General features: G+C 72.1%; 12 protein-coding genes and 1 tRNA gene. 10 read left to right on the top strand and 3 right to left on the bottom strand.

The window, feature by feature from the left end; translation table 11 throughout:
* Window positions 1-31: 31 nt before the first annotated feature.
* Window positions 32-532: an excalibur calcium-binding domain-containing protein gene (locus ACWIFB_RS13865; RefSeq protein WP_454058559.1), complete on the bottom strand. Its 501-nt coding sequence runs from the start codon at window positions 530-532 to the stop codon at window positions 32-34.
* A gap of 442 nt (window positions 533-974) precedes the next feature.
* Window positions 975-1,047 (bottom strand) — tRNA-Arg (locus tag ACWIFB_RS13860).
* Between the two features lie 200 nt (window positions 1,048-1,247).
* On the opposite strand from ACWIFB_RS13860, the gene rplM reads away from it, so the two are divergent.
* The 3 genes from rplM to glmM all read left to right on the top strand — a co-directional run bounded on the left by rplM (window position 1,248) and on the right by glmM (window position 3,813).
* Window positions 1,248-1,691: a 50S ribosomal protein L13 gene (gene rplM, locus ACWIFB_RS13855; RefSeq protein WP_454058558.1), complete on the top strand. Its 444-nt coding sequence runs from the start codon at window positions 1,248-1,250 to the stop codon at window positions 1,689-1,691.
* A complete protein-coding gene (gene rpsI / locus ACWIFB_RS13850) occupies window positions 1,688-2,221 on the top strand; it encodes a 30S ribosomal protein S9 (RefSeq protein WP_454058557.1) in 534 nt (177 codons plus the stop codon). The genes rplM and rpsI overlap by 4 nt, the downstream gene beginning before the upstream one ends.
* A 221-nt stretch (window positions 2,222-2,442) precedes the next feature.
* Complete coding sequence (gene glmM, locus ACWIFB_RS13845) at window positions 2,443-3,813, top strand: phosphoglucosamine mutase (RefSeq protein ID WP_454058556.1); 1,371 nt, start codon at window positions 2,443-2,445, stop codon at window positions 3,811-3,813.
* A gap of 182 nt (window positions 3,814-3,995) precedes the next feature.
* Here glmM and ACWIFB_RS13840 read toward each other — a convergent pair whose 3' ends face one another.
* A complete protein-coding gene (locus tag ACWIFB_RS13840) occupies window positions 3,996-4,868 on the bottom strand; it encodes an alpha/beta fold hydrolase (RefSeq protein ID WP_452099136.1) in 873 nt (290 codons plus the stop codon).
* Window positions 4,869-4,942: 74 nt separating this feature from the next.
* On the opposite strand from ACWIFB_RS13840, the gene glmS reads away from it, so the two are divergent.
* The 7 genes from glmS to rimI all read left to right on the top strand — a co-directional run bounded on the left by glmS (window position 4,943) and on the right by rimI (window position 13,162).
* A complete protein-coding gene (gene glmS / locus ACWIFB_RS13835; protein WP_454058555.1) occupies window positions 4,943-6,802 on the top strand; it encodes a glutamine--fructose-6-phosphate transaminase (isomerizing) in 1,860 nt (619 codons plus the stop codon).
* Window positions 6,803-6,851: 49 nt separating this feature from the next.
* A complete protein-coding gene (locus ACWIFB_RS13830) occupies window positions 6,852-8,465 on the top strand; it encodes a bifunctional ADP-dependent NAD(P)H-hydrate dehydratase/NAD(P)H-hydrate epimerase (protein WP_454058554.1) in 1,614 nt (537 codons plus the stop codon).
* 259 nt (window positions 8,466-8,724) lie between these two features.
* Window positions 8,725-9,903 carry an alanine racemase gene (alr, locus tag ACWIFB_RS13825; protein ID WP_454058553.1) on the top strand — a complete coding sequence of 393 codons (1,179 nt, stop codon included), beginning with the start codon at window positions 8,725-8,727 and terminating at the stop codon, window positions 9,901-9,903.
* On the top strand, window positions 9,900-11,252 hold the full coding sequence (locus ACWIFB_RS13820) for an alpha/beta fold hydrolase (protein ID WP_454058552.1): 1,353 nt from the start codon (window positions 9,900-9,902) through the stop codon (window positions 11,250-11,252). The genes alr and ACWIFB_RS13820 overlap by 4 nt, the downstream gene beginning before the upstream one ends.
* On the top strand, window positions 11,249-11,758 hold the full coding sequence (gene tsaE / locus ACWIFB_RS13815) for a tRNA (adenosine(37)-N6)-threonylcarbamoyltransferase complex ATPase subunit type 1 TsaE (RefSeq protein ID WP_454058551.1): 510 nt from the start codon (window positions 11,249-11,251) through the stop codon (window positions 11,756-11,758). The genes ACWIFB_RS13820 and tsaE overlap by 4 nt, the downstream gene beginning before the upstream one ends.
* Before the next feature lie 4 nt (window positions 11,759-11,762).
* Window positions 11,763-12,557, top strand: coding sequence for a tRNA (adenosine(37)-N6)-threonylcarbamoyltransferase complex dimerization subunit type 1 TsaB (tsaB, locus tag ACWIFB_RS13810; RefSeq protein WP_454058550.1), 795 nt, complete (start codon window positions 11,763-11,765; stop codon window positions 12,555-12,557).
* Between the two features lie 86 nt (window positions 12,558-12,643).
* Window positions 12,644-13,162: a ribosomal protein S18-alanine N-acetyltransferase gene (gene rimI / locus ACWIFB_RS13805; protein WP_454058590.1), complete on the top strand. Its 519-nt coding sequence runs from the start codon at window positions 12,644-12,646 to the stop codon at window positions 13,160-13,162.
* Window positions 13,163-13,166: the final 4 nt, after the last annotated feature.

Raw genomic sequence — 13,166 nt, 5'->3', positions numbered from 1 at the left:
GACTCGAGGTGCGTGTCCGGGTCGATGGAATCTAGGTGTCGCAGCCGATCCCGTCGCCGTCTCTATCAAGATGCGTGCCGTAGCCAGGCTCGCCCTGCAAGATCGGCGCGGCACCTGCTGCTCGCACCGCCGTGCAGTTCTGAAAATAGACCGGAGCCAGCTGGGCCGCTGGTTGAGGCACGGAAGCGGGGTCGGCGACAGGCGCCGGTGGAGGGACAGGGTCGGGCTCAGGGTAAAGCGCGGGGTCCGGAGCGGGCTCAGGTGCAGGCGCAGGCCCCGGAGGAACAACGGGATCCGGGACAGCGTCGGCTGGCGCGACGGGGTCTGCTGCAGGCGGGGGAGCGGCGTCGTCCTGCTCCTGGTCCGGAGCCGGAGCTTCTGGCGGAAAGTCCTCAGCAAGCCTCGGCTGCGTGGCCACCGGTAGCGGTGCCTCGTCGGTGCCCCCGTCCGGGAGGACATAGCCGATTCCGATTCCGACCGCCGCCACTACGGCGAGGATCCCGGCGGAGAGTGCGCGCTCGTCTCGGGACATCGATGTGAGGTTGGGGAACCGGCCAGGCTGCGGGGGCGGAGGGGTCGGCACAGGAGCCTTTGAGGGAAGCCAGCGGCTGAATCCTGATCGAGGCTCGGAGGCCGGAGCCGGCTCCGGAACGGGGGGCGCCGGGTAGGGCGCCGAAGGGCGAGTGCCCGCTGAACTCCTGCTCCGCGACCTCGTCCAGACCGTGTTGTCTCCACGCTTGAAATCGACCATGTCTCTCCCGGTGTAAATGCCCCACGGCGAAGATCGGCTGCCGCGAGGGGAAGGAGTGCGACCGGCCAGATTTGAATAAGCAGCATTTTAACTCGGGAGGCGAATTCTGCCTAGACCGAATGGTGCGTGTGCGCCGCGGTGCAGGTATTCGGACACGGGATCCGACTGAATCGGCGGGCGAGGCGGGAGTTCTCGCGCGGCCGACCTGGTACGTCCAACAGAGTGCCCTCGAGAGGAATCGAACCTCCGACACCGGCTTTAGGAGAGCCGTGCTCTATCCACTGAGCTACGAGGGCGGGAACCGGGGAGAGTCTAGCGGATCCACGTGACGACTTGGAGGTGGAGGCCATCGGTCGGTAAAGTGAACCCTCGGCGTTCGTGTCGGTCCCGCTTGTCGGGTCGGTCGATCGCCTCGCGCGGGTCACCACCGGCCGCCGCGCGAGGGGGAGAGCGCCCGCCCGGCCGGCAGCCCACTAGACAGACAGAGGTATCGCCTGTGTCCACGTACACCCCCAAGCCCGGGGACGTGACGCGCGCCTGGTACGTCATCGACGCCACTGATGTGGTGCTCGGTCGACTTGCCGTCCAGGCCGCGAACATCCTCCGTGGCAAGCACAAGCCGCAGTTCGCCCCGAACGCCGACACCGGCGACTTCGTCGTCATCATCAACGCCGACAAGGTCGCGATCTCGTCGAACAAGCGCGAGCGCGTGAACCAGTACCGCCACTCGGGTTTCCCCGGTGGCCTGAAGTCGCGCACCCTCGGTGAGGCCATGGACTCGCGTCCGGACCGCGTCGTCGAGAAGGCCATCAAGGGCATGCTGCCGAGCAACAAGCTCGGCCGCTCCGTCGCCTCCAAGCTGAAGGTGTACGCCGGTGCCGAGCACCCGCACGCCGCCCAGCAGCCCGTGCCCTACGAGATCAAGCAGGTGGCCCAGTGACCGACGAGAACATCACCCCCGAGGCCGACGTGGCCGATGATCTGGTGGCCGACCTCGCCGCCGAGGTCGCCGAGGACTACTCCGAGGCCGACTACGCCGGTGGCACCGAGTTCGTCGCCGACGTCGAGACGCAGCTCGTCTCCAGCGGGCCCGCCCAGGCCGTCGGCCGCCGCAAGGAAGCCGTCGCCCGCGTGCGCCTGGTTCCCGGTTCCGGTCAGTTCACGCTCAACGGCCGCACCCTCGAGGAGTACTTCCCGAACAAGGTGCACCAGCAGCTCGTCAAGTCGCCGCTGGTTCTCGTCGAGCGCGAGGAGCAGTTCGACATCGTGGGCCTGCTCCACGGTGGCGGCCCGTCGGGTCAGGCCGGTGCTCTGCGCCTGGCCATCGCCCGCGCCCTCACCGAGTACTCGGGCGAGGACCGTCCGGCCCTGAAGAAGGCCGGCTTCCTCACCCGTGACGCCCGCGCCGTCGAGCGCAAGAAGGCCGGCCTCAAGAAGGCCCGTAAGGCCCCGCAGTACTCGAAGCGCTGATCTCCCCGAGATCACACACTCCAGAGCAGGTTTCCGCAGCTTCGCGGGGGCCTGCTCTGGGGCGTTTCAGGGAGGGGAGCCGAGCGCTCACCGCGCAGTGGTTATCCTGTCTGGACGTCTCGACCAGCCCGGTCGAAAGCCGGCGGCCGCACCTCTGCGGTCGCACACCAGTGGCCGCGTCTCAGCGGTAGGGCACCCACGACCCCGGAGGAATCCACCACATGACCCGACTGTTCGGCACCGACGGCGTCCGCGGACTCGCCAACCGGACGCTCACCGCCGACCTGGCCCTGCGTCTCGGCGCCGCGGCCGCAGCGGTCCTGGCGGCCGAAGCCGACCCCGCCCGCACGGGTGGCGCCTCCACCGGATCCCCCCGCCCCCTCGCGGTGGTCGGCCGCGACCCGCGGGTCTCCGGCGAGATGCTCGAAGCCGCCCTCTCCGCCGGGCTGGCCAGTCAGGGAGTCGACGTCCTGCTCGTCGGCGAGCTGCCCACCCCGGCCGTCGCCCACCTGACAGCCCAGCACGGCGCGGCCCTCGGTGCGATGATCTCCGCCTCGCACAACGCCATGCCGGACAACGGCATCAAGTTCTTCGCCGCCGGCGGCCACAAGCTCGGCGACCACATCGAGGACGCCATCGAGTCCGCGCTCACCGACGAGCCCATCACCGGACCCACCGGGGACGCGATCGGCCGGATACGTCGTGCCCCGTCCGCAGACGCCCTGGACGGTTACGTGCGGCACCTCCTGACGTCGACGCCGGGCCGGTTGGACGGTCTCGTCGTCGTCGTGGACTGCGCCAACGGCGCCGCCAGCGAGGCCGCGCCCCGCGCCTACCGCGAGGCCGGTGCCAGGGTCATCGAGATCCACGCCGCGCCCGACGGCTACAACATCAACCACGAGTGCGGCTCCACCCACCTCGGCGCCGTGCAGGCCGCCGTGCGCGAGCATGACGCCGACCTGGGTCTGGCGCACGACGGCGACGCCGACCGCTGCCTGGCCGTCGACGCCGACGGGAACGTCGTGGACGGTGATCAGATCATGGCCATCCTCGCCCTCGCCATGCGCGACGCCGGCGAGCTCGCCGAGGACACGCTCGTCGCGACCGTGATGAGCAACCTGGGCCTCAAGGTGGCCATGCGCGCGGCCGGGATCGAGATCGCCGAGACCAAGGTCGGCGACCGGTACGTGCTCGAGCGGCTGCGCGACGGCGGCTACAGCCTCGGCGGCGAACAGTCCGGGCACCTTGTGCTCCCCGGGCACGCCACCACGGGCGACGGGCTGCTCACCGGGCTGCGGATCATGGCGCGCATGGCCGAGACCGGCAGCTCGCTCGCCGAGCTGGCCGGGGTGATGACCGTGCTACCGCAGATCCTCGTCAACGTCCCGGTCGACGACAAGGCCGCCGTCGCCGCATCCGGCTCGGTCGCCGAGGCCGTCGCCCAGGAGGAGGGCGCGCTCGGCGCGACCGGCCGCGTCCTGCTGCGGCCCTCGGGTACCGAGCAGCTCGTGCGCGTTATGGTCGAGGCGCAGGACCCCGACCTGGCGCGCGAGGTGGCCGAGCGGCTCGCCGGGGTCGTCGCGGCGGTCTGACCGGGCCAGGGCTCCACCTCGGCTGCTCACCGCCTCCACACGGCCCGGCGATCCTGGCCGGCCCGAGCCGGTCGGTTGCAAGACCTCCCATTCCGATTGCACGACGATCTGTGCGAAGTTCTAGCCAGAAATCGCACCTGAGGTCAGGCATCCGGTGACGCGTGTCTTGCAACCGCCGTGGGTCAGCCGCCGGTGAACCCCTTGACCAGCTTGAGGAGCGGGGGAGTCGAGGGAACCAGATCGTCGGCCTCCTCGGCCAACATCTCCTCGGTGACCAAGACGGAGTTCTTGAACTTAGCCTCCGGATCGGCGAACGCCGCGTAGTCGTCGTCGCCCCCGAGGGTGGCCAACAGGTAACCCGCCAGGAGCGGGCGGACAGTACGGTGCGTCCGGCGGTCCGGATCGGCGAGGCCGACGCCCTGGAGCCATGAGTTGCGCTCCACCAGACCTGTCTCGATGGCCTTCTCCAGGCGGCGGTGCACCAGCTCGCCGCGCCAGGCCTCGTGCAGTGCGCGGGCGTCCTCGCCGTGCACCCCACCCGCCGCGGACAGCAGCAGCGCGGGGGAGTCGATCAGCATCGCGCGCTCGGCGGCGGAGGGCACCGTCTCGGTGGGGAAGACCATGGCCACCGCATCGATGTCCGTGCGCTGGGAGGCGAGCAGTGCGGCGATCCCGCCACCGAGGCCGTGCCCAGCCAGCGCGATGCGACGCGGATCGGCGCGGACCTTCCCGCGCCCGAGCCGGGCCTGAAGGACGTCCTCGATCGCGTTCGACACGTGATCGGCGAAGTGCTGGTGGTTCGGCCGGCCGCCGTGATCGGTGGCCGGCGCCACCACCACGAAACCCCAGGACGCGAGGTGCTTGAGAGTGTCGGTGTAGTACCGCGGCCCCTTGGTCCAGTCGTGGGCCCAGCCCACCACCGGGGCGGGCGACGGGGCGCCTCGCGGCACGAAGACCGCGCCCGGGGTGCCGGTGAAGCCGAGATCGCCGGTATCCACCCCGTAGGGGCCGCGCCGACCCACCTTTGCGTGCAGTTCCTTGGTCTTGATGGCCACGGAGGTAACAGTATCCCCTCTCGGAGGGTTGAGGGTGTCAGGGCGGGCGACCGGGCTGGCTACACTTGGCGACCATGTGCGGAATCGTCGGTTATGTGGGCCAGCAGGCTGCTCTTCCTGTCGTCGTCGAGGCCCTGCGGAGGATGGAATACCGCGGCTATGACTCGGCGGGAGTCGCCATCCTCGACGGCGCCGGCGGGGTGCGGGTCGAGAAGAGGGCGGGCAAGCTCGCCAACCTCGAGGAGGCGCTCGCCGCGGACGGCGGCGAGGCCGGATTCGCCGGCACCACCGGTATCGGCCACACGCGCTGGGCGACCCACGGGCGCCCCAACGACCGGAACGCGCACCCGCACGTGTCCGGCGACGTGGCGATCGTCCACAACGGGATCATCGAGAACTTCGCGCCGCTGCGCGCCGAGCTCGAGGCCGCCGGCGTCGAGCTGGTCTCGGACACCGACTCCGAGGTGGCCGCGCACCTGCTGACGCGCGCGATGGAGTCAGGCGTGACCGCCGGCGACTTCGTGGCCTCGTGCCGTGCGGTGCTGGCCCGCCTGGAGGGCGCGTTCACCCTCGTTTTCAGCCACGCGAAGCACCCCGACGTGCTGGTGGCCGCCCGCCGCTCCACCCCGCTCGTGCTGGGCGTCGGCCAGGGCGAGATGTTCCTCGGCTCGGACGTGGCCGCGTTCATCGAGCACACCCGCGACGCGGTCGAGCTGGGCCAGGACAACGTCGTGGTGATGCGCGCCGACGGCTACGAGGTCACGAACTTCGACGGCGAGCCCACCGAGGGGCGCCCGTTCCGCATCGACTGGGACCTCGAGGCCGCCGAGAAGGGCGGATACGACTACTTCATGCTCAAGGAGATCGCCGAGCAGCCGCAGGCCGTCGCCGACACTCTCCTGGGCAAGTTCCAGGACGGCCGGATCGTGCTGGACGAGCAGCGCATCTCCGACCAGGAGCTGCGCGACATCGACAAGGTGTTCATCATCGCCTGCGGCAGCGCCTACCACTCGGGGCTGGTCGCCAAGTACGCGATCGAGCACTGGACCCGGCTCCCATGCGAGGTCGAGATCGCCTCGGAGTTCCGCTACCGCGACCCGGTTCTGGACCGCTCCACGCTCGTCGTGGCGATCTCGCAGTCCGGTGAGACGGCCGACACCCTGGAGGCCGTGCGCCACGCCAAGTCGCAGAAGGCGCGCGTGCTGGCGGTGTGCAACACCAACGGTTCGCAGATCCCGCGCGAGGCCGACGCCGTGCTGTACACCCACGCCGGCCCGGAGATCGGTGTGGCCTCCACCAAGGCCTACCTCGCCCAGATCACCGCCAACTACCTGGTCGGCCTGGCGCTGGCGCAGGCGCGCGGCACCAAGTTCCCCGACGAGGTGGCCGCCGAGTTCCGCCAGCTCGAGCGCATGCCCGAGTCCATCCAGCAGGTCGTGGACTCCCTCGAGCCGGTGCGTGAGATCGCCCGCGAGCTCGCCGACTCCAAGTCGGTGCTGTTCCTGGGCCGCCACGTCGGCTATCCGACGGCACTGGAGGGCGCGCTCAAGCTCAAGGAGCTCGCGTACATGCACGCCGAGGGCTTCCCGGCCGGCGAGCTCAAGCACGGCCCGATCGCCCTGATCGAGGACGATCTGCCGGTCTTCGTGGTGATGCCGCCGGTCGAGGGCCGCGGGGTGCTGCACTCCAAGCTCGTCAGCAACATCCAGGAGATCAAGGCGCGTGGGGCGCGCACCATCGTCATTGCCGAGGAGGGCGACGAGCTGGTCAAGCCGCTGTCGGACTACTTCATCCCCATCCCGCCGTCGACCACGTTGCTGCAGCCGCTGCTGGCCACCATCCCGTACCAGGCGTTCGCCGCCGAGGTCGCGGCCGCGCGGGGGTACGACGTGGACAAGCCGCGCAACCTGGCTAAGTCCGTCACGGTGGAATAGGAGCCGTGGGCGTGGCGGTCACCGTGGACTGACGGGAGGGACGACGACGATGCGACGTGCGCACCCGGTCGAGGTCATTCGGGCCGCGGAAGCACCACTCCTCGCGGCCGCCGAGGCCTCCGGCGACCCGGACGTCGTCATGCGCCGGGCCGCCGCTGGCGTCGCCCACCACACCGCGGCCCTGCTGGGCGAGCGCACGGGCGGCGTCTACGGCCGCACGGTAGAGCTGCTCGTGGGCGCCGGCGACAACGGGGGTGACGCCCTCTACGCCGGCGCCATGTTGCGGGCCCGCGGCTGCCGCGTCGACGCGGTTCTGCTCGACCCCGACCGCGCCCACCCCCGGGGATTGGCCGCGCTACGCCGTGCGGGCGGGCGGATCCACCGCGCGGAGGATTTGGGTTCACGCGTTCCGGTCCCGGACGTGGCTATCGACGGCGTGGTCGGACTGGGTGGGCGCGGCCCGTTGCGTGCGCCTGCCGATCGGATCGTGACCGGCCTGGCCGAGGCCGGCGTCCCGTGGGTGGCCGTCGATCTGCCCAGTGGCGTGGATGCCGACACCGGCACCGCCCACGACGCCCACGTGCCCGCCACCCTCACCGTCACCTTCGGTCTGCTGCGCCGCGCGCATCTATTGGCCTCGCCGGTGTGCGGCCGAGTCGAGGTGGTGGACATCGGACTGTCCGACCCGCCGGCCGGCCCCGAGACCGTCTACGCCCCGGACCCCGCGGACGTGGGCCGCAGGTGGCCGGTGCCCGGACCCGCCGACGACAAGTACACCCAGGGCGTGGTGGCCATCCGCGCCGGCTCGGAGCGCTTCCCGGGCGCGGCGGTCCTCTGCACGAGCGCCGCCGTGGCCGCGACCTCCGGCATGGTCCGCTACGTCGGCTCCGGCGCCGATCCGGTGCTCGCCGCGCGGCCCGAGGTCGTGTGCCATCCGTCGGTCGCGGAGGCCGGAAAGGCGCAGGCATGGGTGGTAGGCCCGGGCGCCGGCACCGGTGCGGAGGCGATCGCCGACATCGACGCGGTCCTGGCCCGCGGCCGCCCCACGCTGCTGGACGCCGATGCCCTGACCTGCGTCTCCTCCCATCCGGTGCTCCTTCGCAGCGCCACCGCGCCCGTGCTGCTCACCCCGCACGGCGGCGAGTTCGACCGACTCACCGGTGGCTGGGACCGCGCCGATCGCCCCGGCGCGCTGCGCCGGTACGTCGCCGGACTGCGCGAGCGCGGGATCGAGGCGACGGTGCTGCTCAAGGGTCGCGTCACACTGATCGACGACGGCGAGACCACCTACTCCGTCGACGCCGGCTCGTCGTGGGCCGCCACCGCGGGCTCCGGGGATGTGCTGTCCGGGATCGCGGGAGCTCTCATGGCGCACGCCGCGGCCGTGCATGAGGCGGCTGCCCCGGAGACGACGCTGGATCTGGCCCGCGCCGCTGCCGCCGCGGCGACGCTGCACGGCGAGGCCGCCCGCCTGGCCGCGCACCGCTTCGCCCCGGGCCGGCTCGGCCTGCACCACCTCGGCGAGAGGCCCGGTGCGGACGTCGATGCAGCCCGCGGTGGCGGTGGGCGGCCGTGTGCCGAGGGGCCCGGCGCACCGATCGGCGCCTCGGATCTGCTGGCCGCCGTGCCCGCAGCCGTTGCCGCCCTGCGCTCTTCGCGGTAGCCCCGAGGTCGTCTGCGCGGTCAGGGCCACGCTCGCCTATCCGATGTCGCGCCACCTACCGGATCACGTAGGCGGCGCGACATCCGATAGGTGAATCGGGGGCAGCCGACCGGTCCAGCGGGCTCGGCCGACACGGGGGCGGCCCCGCGTGGCGGCCCCGCTCTGCACGGCACCCCCGACGCGGCACCACGGCCAGCGTTGCCGACGTCGCGGGGCGCGGAAATCGCCCCCCGTCGGCCCGTTTGGCAGAATTGACGAAATGGCTCCGATTGTCCCCCCGGCTCCGTGCCGTGCCGAGATCGATCTGGACGCGGTCGAGCACAACGCCCGCGTCCTGGTCCGGCATGCAAGCGGCTCCCGGGTCATGGCTGTGGTCAAGGCTGACGCCTATGGCCACGGCGCCGTTCCCGTCTCCCTCGCCGCCCTGCGCGGGGGCGCGACCGCGCTGGGCGTCACCACGATCGGCGAGGCGCTGGAACTCCGCTCGGCCGGCATCGATGCCGAGATCCTGGCCTGGCTGTACCTGCCGTCCGACGACGCGCGTGCGGCCGTCGAGGCCGACGTCGACCTGGCGATCCCCAGCCCCGCGCACCTGGACACGGTGCTGGAGGCGGCGCGCCGCTCGGGCCGCAGGGCGCGCGTGACCCCCAAGATCGACACCGGCCTGGCCCGCTCCGGCATCTCTCTTGAGGAGTGGCCAGCGGTTCTCGAGCGGCTGGTCGCGGCCACCGCCGGCGGTCTGGTGGAGGTCACGGGCCTGATGGCGCATTTCGCGCACGCCGATGACCCCGGCAACCCGGTCATCGACCTGCAGGTCGCGCGCCTGCACGAGTGCGTGGCTCAAGCCCGGGCCCGCGGCCTGGAGTGCCCGGTCAACCACCACGCCAACTCGGCGGCCACGTTGACCCGGCCCGAGGACGGCTTCGAGATGGTCCGCCCCGGGATCGCCCTGTACGGGCTCGACCCGGTCGGCGACCTGGGTGCGGATCTGATCCCGGCCATGACCTTCTCGGCCGACATCCTCATGGTCAAGCGGCTGGCGAAGGGGCAGGGCGTGAGTTACGGCCACACCTGGTACGCGCCGCACGACACGACGGTGGCGCTCATCGCGGCCGGGTACGCGGACGGTGTCTGGCGGATGCTGTCGGGACGCCTGGACGTGGGCATCGCCGGCCGCCGCTACCCGAACGTGGGGCGGGTCTGTATGGACCAGTTCGTCGTCGACCTCGGACCCGACCCCGACCGCACCATCCGCGCGGGCGACACCGCCGTTCTGTTCGGTACCGGCGCGGGCGGGGGGCCCACCGCCGCCGAGTGGGCCGACGAATTGGGCACCATCCACTACGAGGTCGTCACCGCCGTGCGGGGGCGCGCGAGCAGGGACCACGTGCTCCGGGGGCGCCACGCCACCGGGGACCGACAGGGGGACGCACGATGACGGGGTTCGAGGGGGCCGACGGCGATGCCGCCGGAAAAGCTGCCGATGAGGCCGCCCGCCAGGGCGGGATAGAGAACGACGACGACAACGCCCACACCGAGGGCGCGCCCAAGCGCGGTCGGCCGCGGCTGCGGTTCCCGCGGCGCCCGTCGCGGTCGTCGACGCGGACCCCGGTCGAGGTCCGGCCACCGGAGGTTCTCGGCGGCGACCCGGACGAGGTCGAGGCGGTCGCGAAGAAGATCCGCACCCCCGGCGGTCTTGCGGCGGGGGTGAGCGCGCTCGGCGCCGCGACCCTCGGCTCGGTCGGCACGCTCATGCCGGGCAGGAGGGCGAGCGACCCGTGGGCCGGTGAGGACATGGATGAGCTCGGCGTCGACCGCGGTTCGATGGTCGCCGCCACCGACGGCGTGCCGCTGGCGGTCCGTGAGGCCGGGCCCACCGACGCGCCCATGACCGTCGTGTTCGTGCACGGCTATACGCTCACCATGGACACCTGGCATTTCCAGCGCCGACACCTGGCGGACCGGTTCGGCTCCGAGATCCGCATGGTGTTCTACGACCAGCGTGGCCACGGGCTCAGCGGCAAGAGCTCGATCGAGAACTCGACCATCGACCAGCTGGCCCGCGACCTGAGCACCGTCATCTCGGCGACCGCGCCGACCGGGCCGGTCGTGGTGATAGGACACTCGATGGGCGGCATGACCGCCATGGGCTACGCGGCGCGGCACCCCGAGGCCGTGCGCGACCGCGTGATGGGTGTGGGGTTGGTGGCCACCGCCATGGCGGAGCTGTCGGAGTCGGGGTTGGGCTCCGTACTGGACAGCAAAGCAATGGCCCGGGTAGCCGCGCTGATCAATCGCTCGCCGGGCGTGTTCACCAGCGGCCGCAAGGCGCTCGGCGCGATCATCTCGCCGTTCATCTACGGCGGCTCGTTCGGCGATCCGGCCTCGATGAGCCCCACGGTGGCGCGGTTCGTCGACAAGACCATCAACTCCACCGACGTGCTGACCATCGCGAATTTCTTCGAGACGCTCACGCAGCACGACGAGTCCGAGGCGATGCCTATTCTGCGAAATGTGCGCACCACCGTGCTCTGCGGTGACCGCGACCTGCTCACCCCGCTCGACCGATCCGTCGACATCGTCGAGGAGTTGCCCGACGCCGAGTTCGTGGTGGTCCCGGGGGCCGGCCACATGGTGATGCTCGAGGAGCCCGCGCACGTGTCCGAGGTGCTGGGCGATCTCGTGGCCGACGCGATCGTCGAGTGGCGCGAGCGTGAGCGACACGTGAAGGCGGGCGGACGCAGCCGCGACGCCGGCGCCGCCGGCCGGAGCGCGAAGGCCTCGTGACGCTACAGGTGCCGGGCCGGCGTGAGTTGGCCACCGTCGACGACACCCGCGCGCTGGGCGAGGAGATCGCCGGCCTGCTCTCGGCCGGTGACGTGGTGGTCCTCGACGGACCGCTCGGCGCCGGCAAGACCGCGCTGACCACCGGCATCGCCGCCGGACTCGGGGTGCGCGGGCGGGTCACCTCGCCGACCTTCGTGATCGCCCGTCGGCACGCCCCGGCCACCCCCGGCGGCCCCGGCCTCGTGCACGTCGACGCCTACCGACTGCTCGGCCAGGACCCCGACGGGGAGCAGCCCACCCGCCGCGACCTCGCCGACGAACTCGAGTCCCTCGACCTGGACTCCGCGCTCGAGCGCGACGTGGTGGTGGTCGAGTGGGGCGCCGGGTTCGTGGAGTCGCTCGTCGAGGCCCCGCTGATCGTCACCCTGCACCGCGAGGACGAGGGCGACGTCCGCTCCGCCGCCTGGCACCGCGACGGTGGACCCGCGGCCCCGGCGGTACCCTGACCTCGTGCTGGTCCTCGCCCTCGACACCTCCACCCCCGCCGTCACCGCGGGGGTGTGCCGCCTCGAACCCGCTGACCAGGGTCACGCCGAAGGCAGGTCCGAACCCGCAGGCGAGACCGAGCGCGCAGGCGAGACCGAACCCGCAGCCGAGGCCGGCCCGCAGGTCACGACCCTGGCCGCGCGGGTCACGGAGGACGCCCGGGCCCACGCCGAGCTGCTCACCCCGCACATCCTCGAGTGCCTGGACGTCGCCGGGCTGACGGCCGCCGAGCTGGACGCCGTGGTGGTGGGGGTCGGGCCCGGCCCGTTCACCGGACTACGCGTGGGCATGGCCACCGCCGCGGCGTTTGCCGATGCGATCGGAAAACCCGTCCACGGGGTCTGTTCGCTCGACGGGCTCGCGGCCCGGGCGCGCGCCGCCGGGGTGGAGGGGGACCTCGTCGTCGTCACCGATGCCCGGCGCCGCGAGGCGTACCACGCCCGCTACGACGGTGAGGGCGTGCGGACCTCGGGGCCGATCGTGGGCCCCGCCGCCGAGATCGCGTTGGACGGCGCGCGTGCGGTCGGGGACCAGGCGCGGTTGGCCGAGATCCCGGACGGCGGATCCTTGACGGACGTAAAGGCCGCGGTGGCCGCTCTGACCTCCCCGGACCCGGCCGGGCTCGTCTCGGTGGCGGCCGCGGGCCTGCTCGCCGACGACACGCCCGACCCGCTCGAGCCTCTCTACCTGCGGCGACCCGACGCCGTCCCGCCCAAGCGCGTCGAGCCGTCATCCGCACTACGCGGGGTGCAGCGATGAGCGCGGGGGACACCGGCGCCGGTGGGCCGCGATACGGCTCCACCCCGACCGGCGTGCAGTACGGGCGGCTCGTCGCGGACGACGCGATGCGCTGCGCCGAGCTCGAGACGATCCTGTTCGCCGGGGACGGGCCGTGGTCGGCGGTCGCGTTCGTGTCCGAGATCTCCTCGCGGCACAACACGTGCTTCGCGGCGAGGCTGAACGGCGAATTGGTGGGCTACGCGGTGCTCGCGGGGCTCGGGCCGGTCGGCGACCGCGACTTCGAGGTGCACACCATCGGCGTGGACCCGCAGCGGCAGGGCCTCGGCATCGGGCGGACGCTGCTGCGCCAGATGCTGGACGTGGCCGACCGCGAGGGCGCGCCCGTCGTACTGGACGTGCGGACCGACAATGTGCCCGCGCGGACGCTGTACGAGGCGCACGGATTCGAGATCGTGGGGGTCCGGCCGCGGTACTACCGGCCGAGCATGGCCGATGCGTATCTGATGACGCGGCCGGCCCGGCCTGCTGGCGCCGCGGGCCCGGGCGCAGGTGCCGGGACGAACCCGGGTGCTGGGCCGGCGCCGGGTGCGCGCGAGAACAGGGGAGAGGTGGGCGGCTCGTGAAGAC

It is taken from the genome of Dietzia sp. NPDC055340, from assembly GCF_053645335.1.
Note: the sequence above shows the minus strand (reverse complement) of the source record. Positions and strands in the feature narration are given on the sequence as shown.

Coding starts and splice junctions, on each gene's coding strand:
- ACWIFB_RS13865 (WP_454058559.1), bottom strand. CDS start 532: ATGTCCCGAGACGAGCGCGCACTCTCCGCCGGGATCCTCGCCGTAGTG.
- ACWIFB_RS13820 (WP_454058552.1), top strand. CDS start 9,900: ATGACGGGGTTCGAGGGGGCCGACGGCGATGCCGCCGGAAAAGCTGCC.
- rimI (WP_454058590.1), top strand. CDS start 12,644: ATGCGCTGCGCCGAGCTCGAGACGATCCTGTTCGCCGGGGACGGGCCG.
- alr (WP_454058553.1), top strand. CDS start 8,725: ATGGCTCCGATTGTCCCCCCGGCTCCGTGCCGTGCCGAGATCGATCTG.
- ACWIFB_RS13830 (WP_454058554.1), top strand. CDS start 6,852: ATGCGACGTGCGCACCCGGTCGAGGTCATTCGGGCCGCGGAAGCACCA.
- glmM (WP_454058556.1), top strand. CDS start 2,443: ATGACCCGACTGTTCGGCACCGACGGCGTCCGCGGACTCGCCAACCGG.
- glmS (WP_454058555.1), top strand. CDS start 4,943: ATGTGCGGAATCGTCGGTTATGTGGGCCAGCAGGCTGCTCTTCCTGTC.